Raw genomic sequence first — 16538 nt, 5'->3', positions numbered from 1 at the left:
GCGCCCGAGGTGCGCCGTGGCGCGCCGGACGCGCGCCGCGGCGCGGCGGCGGCGGCCGGTGGCCGTCCGCCGCCCCGTGGACGGCGCCGCGCTAGCGGTTCGGCACGCCGAACCACAGGCTGGCCGGCGCGTCCTGCGGCCGCTTGCCGGTCAGCGCGGCGGCGGCGTCCTGCAGGCCGTGGGCGGCGCCGTAGTGGCGCAGCGCGTCGGCCATGGCCAGCGCCGGCGACGCCGGCCCCGGCTGTCCCGGCTGTCCCGGCGGCGCCAGCGCCGGCGCGGCCGGCGCGGCGCCGGCATAGCCGCCGATGGCCTCGCTCAGGCCGCTGACCTGCTGCGCCAGCGTGGCCGTCGACGGCGCGTTCTGCGCCAGGAACCAGGCGTCGGCGCTCTGGTGCACGCTGCCGTCGGTGCTGGTGTAGGTGGCGCGCAGGCCGATCAGGTTGCCGTTCTGCTGGGTCAGCGTGTGCTCGGCGCGGGTGTCGATGGCGGCGATGCCCAGTTGCGCCAGGCCGCGCAGTTCGCCGGCCTGGCTGACGCCGTCCCCGTTGGCGTCGACCCACACCCGCAGCGCGCCGTAGGCGGCGTCGGCGCTGGTGATCCGGCCGTCGCCGTCGCTGTCGAGCGCGGCCAGCGCGGCGTAGCCGTCGCGCGCCTTGCTGCCGTCGGCCAGGGTGGTGGCGCTGCCGAACAGTTCGCCGCCATCGTTGATCACGCCGTCGCCGTTGCGGTCCAGGGCCAGCAGGCCGTCGTGGGCGTCGACCCAGCCGGTGCCGACGGCGTGGCCCTCGGCGCGGATGTCGAAGCGCACGCCGGCCGTGATGGCCAGCGTCTGCACGCCATTGCCGTCGAGGTCGAGGATCAGCGGGGTCGCGTAGTTGAGCGAGGACGCGTTCAGGGCCATGGTCTGGGTGACGGACATGGCGGCCACCTGGGCGGCGCTGAGCGCGTCGGCCTGGGCCACGCTGAGCGCACCCAGTTGCAGCGTGCCCAGCGCCGGCATCTGGGCCGCCGTGAAGGCCTTGATCTGGTTGCTGCTGAAGGCGGCCAGCTGGCTGCTCTTCAGGCCGGCGACCTGGTCCGTGGTGAGGCCGGCGATCTGGTCGGTCGACAGGTAGCCGATCTGCAGCGTCGTCAGCGCGCCGAGCTGGCTGGTGCTCCAGGCGTCGAGCTGGTCGGTGCCGAAGCCGTACAGCTGGGGCGCGTCGAGCGCGGCGATCTGGCTGTTCTTCAGGGCCGCCATCTGGGTGGTGCTGAGCGCGCCCGACTGCTGGCTGGTCAGTGCCACCAGCTGGGTCGCCGACAGCGTCTGGATCTGCGCCGTGCTCAGCGCGCGCAGCTGGTCCGAGCCCAGCGCGCCGACCTGGTCGATGGTCAGGGCCGGCAGCTGGCTCAGTTTGATCGCGGCGATCTGGTCGGTCGACAAGGCCTGGACCTGCGCGTTGCTCAGCGCCGCCAACTGGCTGGTGGCCAGGTAGCCGATCTGGGTGGTGCGCAGGGCGGCGATCTGGCCGGTGCCGAGGGCGTACAACTGGTCGAGCGTCATGGCGCCGAGCTGGGCGCTGGTCAGGGCCTGCACCTGGCTGGTGTTCAGGCCGGCCAGCTGGGCCGCGCCGATGCTGGCGAACTGCGACGTGCCCAGCGCGGCCACATCGGCCGTGGCCAGCGCGCCCAGCTGGTCGCTGCGCAAGCCCGCCACGGCCGCCACGCTCAGCGCGGCGGCCTGCTGGGTGCCCAGCGCCTGCAGCTGGTCGCTGCCGAAGGCGCCGATCTGCACGCCGTCGATGGCGGCGATCTGCGCCGTCTTCAGGCCGTGCACTTGGCTGGTGGTCAAGGCCGCCGTCTGGTCGGTCGACAGGCCGGTGAACTGGCCGGCGCTGAGCGCGGCCATGTCCTGGGTGTCGAGCGCGGCGATCTGGTCGGTGCTGAGCGCGGCCAGCTGGTCGGCCGTCAGGGCCGGCATCTGCGCCGTGCTCAGGCCCGTCATCTGCGCCGTCAGCAGCACGGCGATCTGGCCCGTGCCCAGGGCGCCGGCTTGCTGCGTGGTCAGGGCCGCGATCTGGGCCGTGCGCAGCGACTGCAACTGGTCGCTGGTCAAGGCCGCCAGGCCGTCCAGGGTCAGGCCGTAGGCCAACTGGGCGGTGGTGAGCGCGGCGATGTGGTCGGTGTCGAGCGCCGCCACCTGGTCGGTGGACAGGCCGGCGGCCAGCTGGCTGGTGCTGAGGGCGCTGAACTGGGCGCTGCTCAGCGCGTTCAGTTGCTGCGTGCCCAGTGCGCCCAGTTGGGCGGCGCTCAGGGCCGCCAGCTGGCGGGTGCTGAACGCGCCGAGGTCGCGCGTTTCCAGCGCCGCCAGCTGGTCGCTGGCCAGCGCGGCGATCTGGGCCGTCGTCAGCGCGGCCGTCTGGGCCGTGCTCAGGGCGACGATCTGGTCGCTCGTCAACGCCTGCACCTGCGCCGTCGCCAGCGCCGCCGCCTGGGCGGTGCGCAGGGCGGTGATCTGGTCGGTGCCGAGCGCGGCGATGTCGTCGGTGCTCAGGCCGTAAGCCAGTTGCGCGGTGGTCAGCGCGCCGATGTGGTCGGTGTCGAGCGCGGCCAGCTGGTCCGTGCCCAGTCCGGCCAGCAGCTGGCTGGTGGTGAGGGCGGCCAGGGCGGCCGTGGCCAGGCCGTTCCACTGGTCGCTGCCCAAGGCGCTCAACTGGTCGCTGGTCAGCGCCACGGCCTGGCGCGTGCTGAACGCGCCCAGGTCGGCGCTGGCCAGCGCGGCCACCTGGCCGGTGGTCAGGGCGGCCACCTGCGCGGTGGACAGGGCGGCCGCCTGCGCCGTCGTCAGCGCGGCGATCTGGTCGGTGTCCAGGCCGGCGCTGAGCTGGTCGGTGCCGAGCGCGGCCAGCTGCGCCGTCGCCAGCGTGGTCAGTTGATCGGTTTGCAGCGCCCGCAGCTGGTCCGTGCCCAGCAGCTTGAACTGGGCCGTGGTCAGGGCCGCCAGGTCGCGCGTTTCGAGCGCGGCCACCTGGTCGCTCAGCAGCGCGTTCAGCTGCTGGCCGGCCAGCGCCCGCACCTGCCCCGTGCCCAGGGCCACGACTTGGTCGGTCGAGAGCGCCTCGATCTGGTCGGACTGCAGGGCGCCGACGGCGGCCGTGCCGAGCGCGCCGACCTGGTCGGTGTCGAACGCGGTCAGCTGGGCGGTGCCGAGGGCGGCGGCCTGCGCCGCCGTCAGCGCGCCCACCTGGGCCGTGCCCAGCTGCGACAACTGGGCCGTGCTGAGCGCGCCCAGCACGCCCGTGCCGAGGGCGCTGAAGGCGCTGGTCGACAGGGCGTTGAGCTGGTCGCTGCTGAGCGCCGCCAGTTGGACCGTGTTCAACGCGGCCAGCTGGCCGCTGCGCAGGGCGACGAAGGCGTCGGTGCCGAGCGCGCCGACCTGGCCGGCGCTGAGCGCGGCCAGCTGGGCCGTGCCGAGCGCGCCGGCCTGGACGCCGTCCAGGATGGCCAGCTGGTCGGTCTGCAGCGCCGCGATCTGGGCGCTGCCCAGGCTGGCGACCTGGGCGGTGCCCAGCGCCCGCACCAGGTCGGTGCTCAGGGCCGCGATGCCGGCGCTGCCGATGGCGGCGATCTGCGCCGTCCTCAGGGCGGCGAAGTCGACCGTCTCGAGCGCGTCGAGCTGGTCGCTGCTCAGCGCGGCGATCTGCGCCGTGACCAGCGCGGCGGCCTGGGTGCTGGTCAGCGCCACCATCTGGTCGGTCGTGACGGCGCTGAACTGCGCGGCGTTGAGCGCGGCGATCTGGTTGCTCGACAGGGTGCTGAAGTTGTCGGTGCCGATGGCGGCGATCTGGTCGCTGCTGAGCGCCGTGAGGGCGCGCGTGCTGAGGCTGTCGATCTGGCGCGAGGTCAGCATGCCGATCTGGTCGCTCGTCAGCGCCTGGGCCTGGGTCGAACTGAGCGCCTCGACCTGGTCGCTGCTCAAATGCTGCAACTGGTCGGCGGTCAGCGCCACCAGTTGCGCCGTGCCGAGCGCGGCGATCTGGACCGTCCTCAGCGCCTGCAGGCCGTCGCTGCCGATGGCCTGGAACTGGTCCGTGGCCAGCGCGGCGAGCTGGCCGCCGGCCAACGCTTGCAGCTGCAGCGTGGTCAGCGCGGCCACGCGGTCCACGGTCAGCGCGCGCAGCTGGTCGCTGCCGAGCGCGAGGACCTGGGCCGTCGTCAGCGCGGCCAGGTCGTCCAGTTCGATGGCGCCCAGCTGGTCGCTGGTCAGCAGTCCCACCTGGGCGGTGGTCAGCACCGTGTACTGTTGCGTGGTCAGGGCGATGATCTGGTCGCTGCCCAGGGCCTGCAGCTGGGCGCTGCCGAGCGCGTCCAGTTGCGTCTGGCCCAGGCTTTGCAGCTGGCCCGCCTGCAGCGCGTTGAGTTGGTCGGTGTCGAGGGCGGCGATCTGCGCGCTCTTCAGCGCGGTCAACTGGTCGGTGCCCAGCGCCTGCAGCTGGTCCGAGCCCAGCGCCTGCAACTGGCCGCCCGTCAGCGCCTGCGCCTGGCCGGTGGTGAGGGCGGCGATGTGGTCCGGCGCCAGCGCGCGCACCTGGTCGGTCGCCAGCGCGGCGATCTGCGCGCTGCGCAGGGCGGCCAGGTCGTCCAGGGTCAGCGCGGCGAACTGGGTGGTGGTCAGCGCCGTCAGCTGGCTGGTCGCCAGGGCGGCGGCCTGGGCCGTCGTCAGGGCGCCGATCTGGTCGGTGTCCAAGGCCCGCAACTGGTCGCTGCCGAGCGCCGTGATCCGGCCCGGCGTCACACTTTGCAACTGGTCGGCCGTCAGGGCCGCCACCTGGGCCGTGGTCAGGGCGGCCAGCTGGGCCGACTTGAGCGCGGCCACGTCGTCGGTGCCGAGCGCGCGCAGCTGGAGCGTGCCCAGCGCGGTCAGCTGGGCGCTGGTCAGCGCGCCGGCCTGGGCGGTGGTGAGGGCGCCGATCTGGTCGCTGGTCAGCGTTTGCAGCTGCGGCGCCGTCAGCGCCGCGAGCTGGGCCGTGCCCAGCGCTTGCAGGTCGTCGGTCGCCAGCACGGCCAGCTGGGCCGTCGTCAACGCCAGCACCTGGGCCGTGGCCAGGGCGGCGGCCTGGGCCGTCGTGAGGGCCACGATCTGGTCCGTCGTCAACGCCTGCAGCTGGGCGCTGCCCAGGCCGGCGAGCTGGGCCGGGGTCAGGCTTTGCAGCTGGTCGGTGCCGAGGGCGTCGAGCTGGTCGGTGCGCAGCGCCGCCAGTTGCGCCGATTTCAGCGCGGCCAGCTGGTCGGTGCGCAAGGCCGCGATCTGCGCCGTGGCCAGCGCCGCCAGCTGGGCGGTCGACAGGGCCGCCGTTTGCAGCGTCGTCAGCGCGGCGATCTGGCCGGTGCCGAGCACGGTCAGCTGGCTGGTGGCCAGCGCGGCCACCTGGGCCGTCCTGAGCGCGGCCAGGTCGTCCGTCGTCAGGGCCAGCAATTGGCGGCTGCTCAGCGCGACGGCCTGGGCCGTCGTCAGCGAGGCGGCCTGGGCCGTGGTCAAGGCCGCGATCTGGTCCGTGCTCAAGCCGGCCAGCTGGCCGCTGCCGAGCGCGGCGATCTGCAGCGTGGCCATGCCTTGCAGCTGGTCGGTGGACAGCGCCACCAGCTGGGCCGTGCCGAGCGCGGCCACTTGCGCCGTCTTCAGCGCGGCCAGGTCGGCCGTCTCCAGCGCCTGCAGCTGCGCGGTGGTCAGCGCGGCCACCTGGGCCGTGGTCAGCGCGCCGGCCTGCAGCGTGCCCAGGGCCACGATCTGGTCGGTGGCCAGGCTGGCCAGCTGGACGGTGCTAAGGGCGGCCAGCTGGGCCGTCCTCAGGGCCGCCACGTCGTCCGTGGACAGCACGGCCAACTGCTCCGTGGCCAGGGCCGTGAGCTGGGCCGTGGCCAACGAGGCGGCCTGGGCCGTGGTGAGGGCGGCCAGCTGGTCGCTGCGCAGACCGCGCAACTGGGCGCTGGCCAGCGCGGCCACCTGGGCCGTCGTCAGGCTGGTGAACTGGTCGGTGCTCAAGGCTTGCAGCTGCAGCGTGCCGAGGGCCGCCACCTGCGCCGTCCTGAGCGCGTCCAGGTCGCGGTTCTCCATCGCCTGCAGCTGGGTCGTGGTCAGGGCCGCCACCTGCTGGGTGCCGAGCGCGCCCGCTTGCAGCGTGGTCAGGGCCACGATCTGGTCCGTGGCCAGCGCGGCCACGGCGTCCGTGCCGAGCGCCGCGAGCTGGCCGGTTTTGAGCGCGGCCACCGCGTCCGTGCCCAGCGCCACCACCTGGGCCGTGCCCAGTGTGGCCAGCTGGGCCGTCGTCAGATTGGCGGCCTGGGCCGTGGTGAGGGCGCCGACCTGGTCGCTGCGCAGGGCGCGCAACTGGGCGCTGGTGAACGCGGCCACCTGGGCCGTCGTCAGGCTGGCGATCTGGCCGGTGGCCAGCGCGGCCACTTGCGCCGTCGCCAGCGCCGCCACCTGCGCGCTGCGCAGGGCGTCCAGGTCGCTGTTCTCCAGCGCCTGCAGCTGGTCCGTCGTCAGGGCCGCCACTTGCTGCGTGCCCAGCGCGCCGGCCTGCTGCGTGGTCAGGGCCACGATCTGGGCCGTGCTGAGCGCGGCCGTGGCGGCGCTGCCCAGCGCCGCGATCTGCGCCGTCCGCAGGGCGGCCACGGCGTCGGTCGTCAAGGCCAGCACCTGGGCCGTGCCCAGGGCGGTCATCTGGCCGGTGGTCAGCCCGGCGGCCTGGCGCGTGGTCAGGGTGGCGATCTGGGCGCTGCCCAGGGTCGCGAGCTGGCTGGTCGTCAGTGCGGCGAGCTGGGCCGTGCCCATGCTTTGCAGCTGGTCGCTGCCGAGCGCGGCCAGCTGGCCGGAGGCGAGCGCCACCAGCTGGGCGCTGCGCAGCGCGTCGAGGTCGGCCAGCGTCAGGGCCTGGATCTGTCCGGTGCCGAGGGCCGCCACCAGCGCCGTGCGCAGCGACGCCGCCTGCAGCGTCGTCAGGGCGGCGATCTGGGCCGTGGCCAGGCTGGCCATGGCCGCCGTGCCCAGCGCGTTGAGCTGGGCCGTCTTCAGCGACGCCAGCTGGTCGGTGTTGAACGCGGCCAGCTGGGTGGTGGCCAGCGCGGCCACCTGGGCCGTCGTCAGGTTGGCGGTCTGCGCCGTGGTGAGGGCCGCGATCTGGTCGCTGCCGAAGGCCGGCAACTGGGCCGTGGCCAGCGCGCCCAGCTGGGCGGTGGACAGGCTTTGCAGTTGGGCCGTTTGCAGGGCCGCCAGCTGGTCGGTTGACAGCGCCTGCAGCTGGCCGCTGCGCAGCGCCGCCAGTTCCGCCGTCAGCAGGGCGCGCACCTGGTCGGTGCCGAGCGCGGCCAGCTGGCGCGTGCCGAGGTTGCCCACCTGGGCCGTGACGAGCGCCTCGAGCTGGTCGCTGCCCAGCGCGGCCACCTGTTGCGGGGCCAGCGCGTTGAGCTGGCTGGTCTTCAGGGCGGCCAGGTCGGCCGTCTCCAGCGCGGCCAGCTGGGCCGTTTGCAGGGCGGTCATCTGCACCGTCGTCAGGCTGGCGGCCTGGGCGGTGGTGAGCGCGACGATCAGGTCGGTGCCCAGCGCGGCCACCTGGGCCGTGGACAGGGCGGCGATCTGGGCCGTCGTCATCGCCTGCAGCTGGGCCGTGCTCAGCATGCCCAGCAGCGTGGTGCCGAGCGCGGCCAGCTGGGCCGACGACAGGGCGGCCAGGTCGGCCGCGGTGAGCGCGGCCACCTGGGTGGAACTGAGCGTGACCAGCTGGCCCGTGCCCAGCGCGCGGGCCTGGGCCGTCGTCAGCGCGGCGATCTGGTCGGTGCTCAGCAGGCTCACCTCGGTCGTGGTCAGGGCCGTGATCTGGCTGGTGCGCAGGGCGGCCAGGTCGGCCGTCTCCAGCGCGGCCAGCTGGGCGCTGGTGAAGGCGGCCACCTGGGCCGTCGTCAGGCCGGCGGCCTGGGCGGTGGTGAGGGCCGCGATCTGCGCGCTGCCCAGGCCTTGCAACTGGTCGGTGGCCAGCGCGGCCAACTGGGCCGTGCCCAGCGCCTGCAGCTGGGCCGTGGTGAGCGCGCCGAGCTGGTCCGTGCCGAGGGCCCGCAGCTGGACGCTGCGCAGGGCGGCCAGTTCGGCCGTGCTCAACGCGGTCATCTGGTCGGTGGTCAGGGCGGCCAGCTGGCGCGTGCCGAGGTTGCTCACTTGCAGCGTGGACAGGGCGCCCAGCTGGGCGCTGCTGAGCAGGCCGACCTGGGCGCTGGCCAGCGCGTTGAGCTGGGCCGTCTGCAGCGCGGCCATGTCGTCGGTGCCGAACACGGCCAGCTGGTCGCTGGTGAGGGCGGCCATCTGGGCCGTGGCCAGCCTGGACAGCTGCCGGGTGCCGAGGGCGGCGATGCCGGCCGTGCCCAGCGCCTGCAGCTGGGCCGTGTTCAGATTGCTCAGCTGGGCCGTGGTCAAGGCTTGCACCTGGGCCGTGCCGAGCGCGGCGACGGCGTCTGAACCGAGGCCGCGCCACTGGGCCGTGGTCAGGGCGGCCACGTCGGCCGTGGTCAGGGCGGCCACCTGGTCGGTGCTGAGGGCGGCCAGCAGGCGCGTGGCCAGGCCGGCCGCTTGCTGGGTGCTCAGGGCGGCCAGCTGGGCCGTGCTCAGCAGGGCGGCCTGGGCCGTGCCCAGCGCGTTGAGCTGGTTGGTTCGCAGGCTGGCCAGGTCGGCCGTCTCGAGCGCGGCCAGCTGGTCGCTGTTGAGCGCCGCCAGTTGCGCCGTGGTCAGCGCCGCCGCCTGGGCCGTCGTCAACGCCGCGATCTGGGCGCTGCCGAACGCGCCCAGGTCGCGCGTGCCCAGCGCCACCGTCTGCAGCGTGCTGAGGGCCGCCACCTGGGCCGTGCCCAGCAGCGCGGCCTGGTCCGTCGTCAGGGCCGCCACCTGGCCCGATTGCAGCGCGGCCAGGTCGGCCGTGTCGAGCGCGGCCAGCTGGTCGCTGGTGAGCGCGGCGATCTGCGCCGTGGCCAGTTTGCTCAGTTGCAGCGAACTGAGCGCGGCCAGCTGCGCCGTGCCCAGCGCTTGCAGCTGGGCCGTGGTGAGCGTGCTGAGCTGGGCCGTGCCCATGGCCCGCAACTGGGCCGTGCCCAGCGCCGCGATGTCATCGGTGTTCAGGGCGCGCCACTGGGCCGTGGCGAGCGCGGCCACATCGGCCGTGGTCAGCGCGGCCACCTGGCCGGTGGTGAGGGCCGCCAGCAGGCGCGTGGCCAGGCCGGCGGCCTGCTGGGTGCCCAGCGCGGCCACCTGGTCCGTGCCCAGTAACGCGACCTGGTCCGTGCTGAGGGCGTTCAGCTGCGCCGTCCTCAGGCTGGCCAGGTCGGCCGTCTCGAGCGCCGCCCACTGGTCGCTGGTGAGCGCGGCCACCTGGGCCGTTTGCAGGTTGCTGGCCTGGGCCGTGGTCAGGGCCACGATCTGGTCGCTGGTGAGCGCCTGCACCTGGGCGCTCCGGAACGCGGCGAGCTGGGCCGTGGAGAGGGCCCGGATCTGGGCCGTGGTGAGCGCGGCCACGCTGGCCGTGTCGAGCGCGCCGATCTGGACGGTCAGCAGCGCGGCCAGGTTGGACGTGTTGAGCGCCAGCAGCTGGGCGCTGCCCAGCGCGTTGAGCTGGGCCGACGTCAGCGCGGCCGCCTGGGCCGTCGTCAGGGCCGCCACCTGCGTCGTGCTGAGCAGCGCCACTTCATCGGTCGTCAGGGCCCGGATCTGGGTCGTGCGCAGCGCGGCCAGGTCGGCCGTTTCGAGCGCGGCCAGCTGGTCGCTGGTGAGGGCGGCCAGCTGGCGCGTGGCCAGGTTGCTGGCCTGGGCCGTCGTCATGGCCACGATCTGGGCCGTGCCCAGCGCCTGCAGCTGGGCCGTGCCCAGCGCGCTCAGCTGGGCCGTCGTCAGCGCCTGCAGCTGGGCGGTGCCGAGGGCGGCCACGTTGTCGGTGCCCAGGCTGGTCAGCTGGAGCGTGCGCAGGGCGGCCAGCGTGGCCGTCGGCAGGGCGGCCAGCTGGGCGCTCGACAGGTTGGCCATCTGCAGCGTCGACAAGGAGGCGGCCTGCAGCGTCGTGAGGGCGGCCACCTGGGCCGTCGTGACGGCGCCCAGCTGGGCCGTGTTCAGGGCGCCGAGCTGGCCGGTGGCCAGCGCGGCCCAGTCGCGCGTCGACAGGGCGGCCACCTGGTCGCTGCCGAGGCTGGCGATCTGGCGCGTGGTCAGCGCGACCGCCTGCGCGGTGCTGAGCACGCCGATCTGGTCGGAACTGAGCACGGCCACCTGGTCCGTGGCCAGCTGCGCGATCTGGGCCGTCTTCAGGGCCGCCACCTGGCTGGTGCCGAGCGCCGCGATGGCGGCCGTGCCCAGGCCCGGCAACTGGCTCGATTGCAGGGCCGCATAGTCGGCCGTGCTGAGCGCCGCCAGCTGGTCGCTGTTCAGGGCCCGCAGCTGCTGCGTGGTCAGGGCGGCCGCCTGGGCCGTGCCCAGCGCGGCGATCAGGGCCGTGGCCAGCGCGCCCACCTGGGCCGTCGTCAAGGCCGTCAACTGGCCGCTCTTGAGGGCGGCCCAGTCCTGCGTCCCGAACGCGTTGAGCTGGTCGGTGGCGAGGGCGGCCATCTGGCGCGTCGTCAACGCGCCGGCCTGGGCGGTGCCCAGCGCGCTCAGCTGATCGCTGGTCAGCGCCGTGATCTGGGCCGTGCCGAGCGCGGCCAGTTGTTGCGTCGCCAGCGCGGCCACCTGGGCCGTCTGCAGGGCGGCCACGGCGTCCGTGCCGAGGGCGGCCATCTGCTGGGTCTGCAGGGCGCGCAGGGTGGCCGTGGCGAGCGCGGCCAGCTGGTCCGAGCGCAGCGCGGCCCATTGCGCCGTGCCCAGGCCCGGCACCTGCGCACTGCGCAGCGCGGCCAGCTGGGCCGTCGTCAGGGCGCCCAGCTGGGCCGTCGACAGCGCGGCCAGCTGCGCCGTTCTGAGGCTGGCCCAGTCGGCCGTCTCGAGCGCGGCCAGTTGATCGGTGGTGAGGGCGGCCAGCTGGCGCGTGCCGAGGTTGCTGGCCTGGTTGCTGCCGAGGGCGACGATCTGGTCGCTGCCCAGGGCCGCCATCTGCGCGCCGGACAGGGCGTTGAGCTGGGCCGTGCCCAGGGCGGCGGCCTGGGCCGTGCTGAGGGCGGCCACGCCGGTCGTGCCCAGGCCGGCCAGCGCGGCGGTGGCCAGCGCGGCCAGGTCGGCCGTCCGCAGCGCGGCCAGCTGGTCCGAACCGAGCGCCGCCAGTTGCTGCGACGACAGCGACCGGGCCTGCGCCGTGGTCAGCGCCGTGATCTGGTCCGCGGTGAGCGCGCCGAACAGGGCGCTGCCCAGCGCGGCGAGCTGGCCCGTCTTCAGGCTGGCCACGCTGGCCGTGCCCAGCGCGTCCAGTTGCAGCGACGACAGGGCCGCCACCTGCGCCGTGAGCAGGGCGCTGGCCTGGGCCGTGCCCAGCATGGCGATCTGGTCGCTGCCCAGGGCCGCGATCTGCTGGGTGAGCAGGGCCGTCAATTGCTGGCTGCCCAGCGCCGCCACCTGGTCGCTGCGCAGGGCGGCCACGCTGGCCGTGGCGAGCGCGGCCAGCTGCTGGCTGCGCAGGGCCGCCACGCCGGCCGTCGACAGGGCGGCCAGCTGGTCCGAACCGAGCGCGCGCGCCTGCGCCGTGCCCAGGCCGGCGATCTGGGCCGTGCGCAGGGCGGCCAGGTCGGCCGTGCCCAGCAGGGCCACCTGGGCCGTCGTCAGGGCGCCGAGCTGGGCCGTCGAGAGCGCGGCGAACTGGTCGGTGGTGACGCCGGCCACCAGCTGCGCCGTCGTCAGCAGCGGCATTTGCTGGGTGGACAGGGCCTGGATCTGCTGGGTGCCGAAGCCGTAGGCCAGCTGTGTCGTGCTCAGCGCTTGCAAGTCCTGGCTCGGCATGGCGCGGATCTGCTGGCTGCCCAGGACGGCCAACTGCGCCGTCGTGAACGCCGCCATCTGCGCCGTCGACAGCGCGGCCATGTCGGCCGTGGTCAATTGGACGATCTGGCTGGTCAGCAGTTGGGCGATCTGGTCAGTGCTAAATAATTCGACGAGCGACGACATAGTGGGGGTCTCCTGGCAGGAGGATATAGTAACGCCTATCGACCCATAATTGAGAGAAGGCAAGTAAATCCGGTCCAAATCTTGGCATGAAAACAAGGACTTAGCGGCGCCGGATCGGCATGTTGGAAACACGGTAAGATGTGCGTCATCGCATCCCCAGGAATGACCGCCCCCATGCTGCACACGCCCGCCGCCTTCACCCCCGTGATCCGCCCGCAATCCCACCCCGCGCCGCTGACCTTCCTCTGTCATCGCGGGCAGTTGCTTTTACGCAACGACGACTGGTCGCTGCCGCCGCCGGCCGTGCTGGCCGCGCTGGACGTGGCGCCCGAGCGGCTCCACCCGGTGGGCGTGCTCGACGGCCGGTATTACCAGACGGCCTGGCTGGACAGCGACGCCGTGCCGGACCCGGCCTACGGTTTCCACAACCTGCGCGCCCTGTTCGGCGTGTGCGACGACGGTTTCCTCGGCGTGGCCGGCCGCGCCGTGCAACTGGCCGAATGGGCCCGCACCCACCGCTACTGCGGCGCCTGCGCCACCCCCATGGCGCATGTGGCCGGCGAGCGCTGCTACCAGTGCCCGGCGTGCGGCATGAGCGCCTACCCGCGCATCTCGCCGGCCATGATGGTGCTGATCCGCAAGGGCGAGCAGGTGCTGCTGGCCATGCACGCCAAGTCGCCGTACCAGCGCTACACGGCGCTGGCCGGCTTCCTGGAGGCGGGCGAGTCGATCGAGGAGGCCGTGCACCGCGAGGTGTTCGAGGAGGTCGGCTTGCGCGTGCACAACCTGCGCTACTTCGCCAGCCAGCCGTGGCCGTTCCCCCATTCGCTGATGGTGGCCTTCACCGCCGACTACCTCGACGGCGAGATCCGCGTCGACCCCGGCGAGATCACCGACGCGCGCTGGTTCGGGCCCGACGACGCGTGGCCCGAGATGCCGGTCAGCGTGTCGATCGCGGCCGCGCTGATCGACGCCCACCGGCCGCCGCGGCGCTAGCGGCCGCGCGGCCGCGGCCGGTGGGCCGCCCGCATTTTCTATATACTTGCGGCAATCGTTATTTTTATGGTCTCACATCATCATGTCTAAAGAAGCTTTCACGGAACAAGACTGGCGCCGCCTGCTCAGCTCGCTGGGCGAGGACCCGGACCGTCCCGGCCTGGCCGAAACCCCGCACCGGGTGGCCAAGGCCTGGAAACACTGGACCTCGGGCTACGAGCAGGACCCGGTCGAGCTGCTGAAGGCGTTCGAGGACGGCGCCGAGCAGTACAACGAGCTGATCGTGGTGAAGAACATCCCCGTCTACAGCCACTGCGAACACCACCTGGCGCCGTTCTTCGGCAAGGCCACGGTCGGCTACCTGCCCAATGGCAAGATCGTCGGCCTGTCCAAGCTGACCCGGCTGGTCGATTGCTTCGCCAAGCGCCTGCAGGTGCAGGAACGGATGACGATCCAGATCGCCAACGCGCTGATGGACGTGCTGGAGCCGAAGGCGGTGGGGGTGGTGGTCAAGTGCCGCCACATGTGCATGGAAAGCCGCGGCATCCGCACCCCGGGCGAGGAGACCATCACCTCGGCCATGCTGGGCGAGTTGCAGCCCAACCTGGCGCTGCGCACGGAATTCCTGGCGCTGGCGCGCGACTAGGTCCGAAAAAAAACAAACCGGGGTCAGGTCATGAACTGGCGCAACTTGCACCAGTTCATGACCTGACCCCGGTTTTTTTTTCTTATTTGCGCGCGGCCCTGAATTCGGCGCTCGGCTTCCATTGCGGGATGGCGCCGCCTTGCGCCACTTCGTTGCCGACCTCGTACAGCAGGGCGACGTCCTGCGCCGCGCCGCGCAAGTCCCAGTCCGCTTCCACCACGTCGTGCACGGTGTGGTATTGGTTGGCCGTGTAGCCCTGGCGCTTGGCCAGCGCCGCCGCCGCGCCCGGCCCCGTGTATTGCACGCCGCCGCGCAGCAGCAGCGCCGGCACGCCGGCGCGCGCGAATTCGAGCTGGTCGTTGCGGAAGTACATGCCGAGCTCGGGATTGAGCTCGCCATGCACGGTGCGCCCCTGCGCCCTGGCGGCGCGCACGACGAGCTCCTCGGCGTCGCTGCGGCCCATGCCGACCACCTCCACGTCGCGCGTGCGGCCCCACAGGTTGATGCCTTCCACGTTGAGGTCGAGCAGGGTCTTGTTGAGCGGGTACAGCGGGTTGCGCGCGTAGTATTGGGCGCCCAGCAGGCCGCGCTCCTCGCCCGTGGTGAACAGGAACACGATGCTGCGCTTGGGCGCCACCGGCTGCGCCTTGTAGGCCTTGGCCACGGCCAGCAGGGCGGCCACGCCGGCCGCGTTGTCGCGCGCGCCGTGGAAGATCTGCTGCGTGCGCGGCCCCGGCAGCGTGCTGTCGATGCCGAAATGGTCCCAGTGCGCGCTGTAGAGCACAACGTCGTTTTTCAGCACGGGGTCCGAGCCCGTGATCTTCGCCACCACGTTGTTCGAGGCGACTTCGCGCCATGTGTTCTGCGCGTTCAGCGTCACCTTCACGCCCAGCGGCACCGGCTTGAAGTCGCGCGCCAGGGCGCCGCGCTGCAACTGGTCGAAGTCCTGGCCGCCGGCCTTGAACATGGCGCGCGCCTGCTCCAGCGGCAGCCAGCCGGCCAGCGGCGGGAACGCCGGGTTGGGACCCTTGGTCTTGATGGTGAACACCTCGCGCGCCAGGCTGCCGCGCGCCACGTCGTAGGGATAGCCGGCCGGCTTGGTGTCGTGCACGATCAGCACGGCGGCCGCGCCCAGTTTGGCGGCCGTCTCGAATTTATAGTTCCAGCGCCCGTAGTAGGTGAGGGCCTTGCCGCCGAACTGGCTGGCGTCGAGCTGCCGCGGATGTCTGGGGTCGGGCAGCGGCGGGTCGTTGATCAGCACCACCACGGTCTTGCCGTGCAGGTCCACGCCCTTGTAGTCGTCCCACTGGTATTGCGGCGCCGTGATGCCGTAGCCGACGAACACCAGTTCCGAGTCGGCCACGTTGACCTGCTTTTCCGTGCGCGCGCTCCAGGCCACGAACTGGTCCGGATAGGCCAGCTTGACGGGGGCGCCGGCGCCGGCCCGGTAGCTGAGCGAGGGGTGGGTCGAGATGCCGACCATGGGCACCGCTTGCAGGAAGCTGCCGTCCGGGTTGCCCGGCTCCAGGCCCAGTTTCTTCAGTTGTTGTTGCAGGTAGTCGACGGTCAGCGTTTCGCCGCGGCTGCCGGGCGCGCGGCCTTCGAACTCGTCGGAGGCGAGCGTGGTGATCTGCGCCAGCATGGCGTCGGTGTCGACTTTGAGCGGCGCGGCGGCGGCGCCGGCGGCGCACGCGCACAGCGCCAGCAGCGCCGCGGTGGGGGGGAATGTCATCGGGGAGAATGCGGTTGGCGGAGAGAATGGCTTATTTTGCCACAGAATGCTGCAATAGCACATCGGCCAGCCAGTCGACGAACACCCGCACCCGTGGCGACAGGTGGCGGTTGTGGGCGTACACGATGTTGAGCGGCAGCGGCGCCGGCCGGTATGCGGGCAGCACTTCCTCCAGCGCGCCGGCGGCCAGCAAGTCGAGCATGCCCAGCCGTGGCGACTGGATCAGGCCCAGCCCGGCCAGGCAGCTTTCCAGGTAGGCCTCGGTGCCGCTGACCGACACCAGGCTGCGCATGGCCAGCGTGCGCGGCACGCCGTCGGCGTCCACGTATTCCCAGTCCAGGTCGCGCCCGGTCTGGCTGGAGAAGAAGTTGACGGCCCAGTGCTGGCGCAGGTCGGCCAGCGTGCGCGGCCGGCCGTGGCGGGCCAGGTAGGCCGGCGCGCCCACGTTGATCTGTTCCATGTCCGTCACCTTGCGCGCCACCAGCGTCGAGTCGCGCAGCACGCCGCCGCGCACGGCGCAATCGATGCCTTCGCCCACCAGGTCGGCGTAGCGGTCGCGCGAGCCGAGCTTGACCTGGATCTCGGGATAGCGCTGGAAGAAGTCGGGCAGCGCCGGGATCACCACCTGGTGCGCGAGGCGCTCCGGCAAGTCGACCCGCAGGCTGCCGGCCGGCGCGCGGCCGTCGCCGAGGAACAGGTTGTTCAGGTCGTCCAGGTCGTTCAGCAGCGCGCCGCAGCGGTCCAGGTACAGCGCCCCCTCCACCGTCAGGCTGACCTTGCGCGTGGTGCGTTGCAGCAGCCGCACTCCCAGTTGCTGCTCGATCGCCTGCACGGCGTTGGTGACGGTGGGCTTGGGCAGGTCGAGCTGCTGGGCCGCCAGCGTGAAGCTCTTGCTGTCGGCCACGGCCTTGAAGATGTGCATGGCTTTCAGCTGGTCCATGATTGTTAGCTATAGTCGAATAAAGTAGTTGGATTTTGCGCATTTATTGCGCGGTTCGATAATAGCATAATGCCCCCATCGCGCTCCCGACCGGGCAAGGCGCCCCACCACGAACTGGAGAATCACA

At 72.7% G+C, this 16538-nt stretch carries 5 protein-coding genes; 2 read left to right on the top strand and 3 right to left on the bottom strand.

Translation table 11 applies throughout. The features are described from left to right. Positions 1 to 91 precede the first annotated feature (91 nt). On the bottom strand, positions 92 to 12097 hold the full coding sequence (locus tag AC1RQG_RS20330) for an SPM autocatalytic domain-containing protein (RefSeq protein WP_493134008.1): 12006 nt from the start codon (positions 12095 to 12097) through the stop codon (positions 92 to 94). A gap of 174 nt (positions 12098 to 12271) precedes the next feature. On the opposite strand from AC1RQG_RS20330, the gene nudC reads away from it, so the two are divergent. Both nudC and folE read left to right on the top strand, forming a co-directional pair. Then, positions 12272 to 13093: an NAD(+) diphosphatase gene (nudC, locus tag AC1RQG_RS20325; protein WP_493134006.1), complete on the top strand. Its 822-nt coding sequence runs from the start codon at positions 12272 to 12274 to the stop codon at positions 13091 to 13093. Positions 13094 to 13175: 82 nt separating this feature from the next. After that, complete coding sequence (folE, locus tag AC1RQG_RS20320) at positions 13176 to 13739, top strand: GTP cyclohydrolase I FolE (protein WP_182219632.1); 564 nt, start codon at positions 13176 to 13178, stop codon at positions 13737 to 13739. Positions 13740 to 13821: 82 nt separating this feature from the next. Here folE and AC1RQG_RS20315 read toward each other — a convergent pair whose 3' ends face one another. Together AC1RQG_RS20315 and AC1RQG_RS20310 are read right to left on the bottom strand one after the other, a co-directional pair. Next, the gene (locus AC1RQG_RS20315; RefSeq protein ID WP_493134004.1) at positions 13822 to 15471 is read right to left on the bottom strand and encodes a M20/M25/M40 family metallo-hydrolase; all 1650 of its coding nucleotides are present in this window, start codon (positions 15469 to 15471) and stop codon (positions 13822 to 13824) included. Between the two features lie 31 nt (positions 15472 to 15502). Beyond that, a complete protein-coding gene (locus tag AC1RQG_RS20310) occupies positions 15503 to 16411 on the bottom strand; it encodes a LysR family transcriptional regulator (protein WP_493134002.1) in 909 nt (302 codons plus the stop codon). Positions 16412 to 16538 lie beyond the last annotated feature (127 nt).

The organism is Rugamonas sp. GW822-FHT03B10 (assembly GCF_058801745.1).
This window is presented reverse-complemented; position numbering and strand designations above follow the sequence as displayed.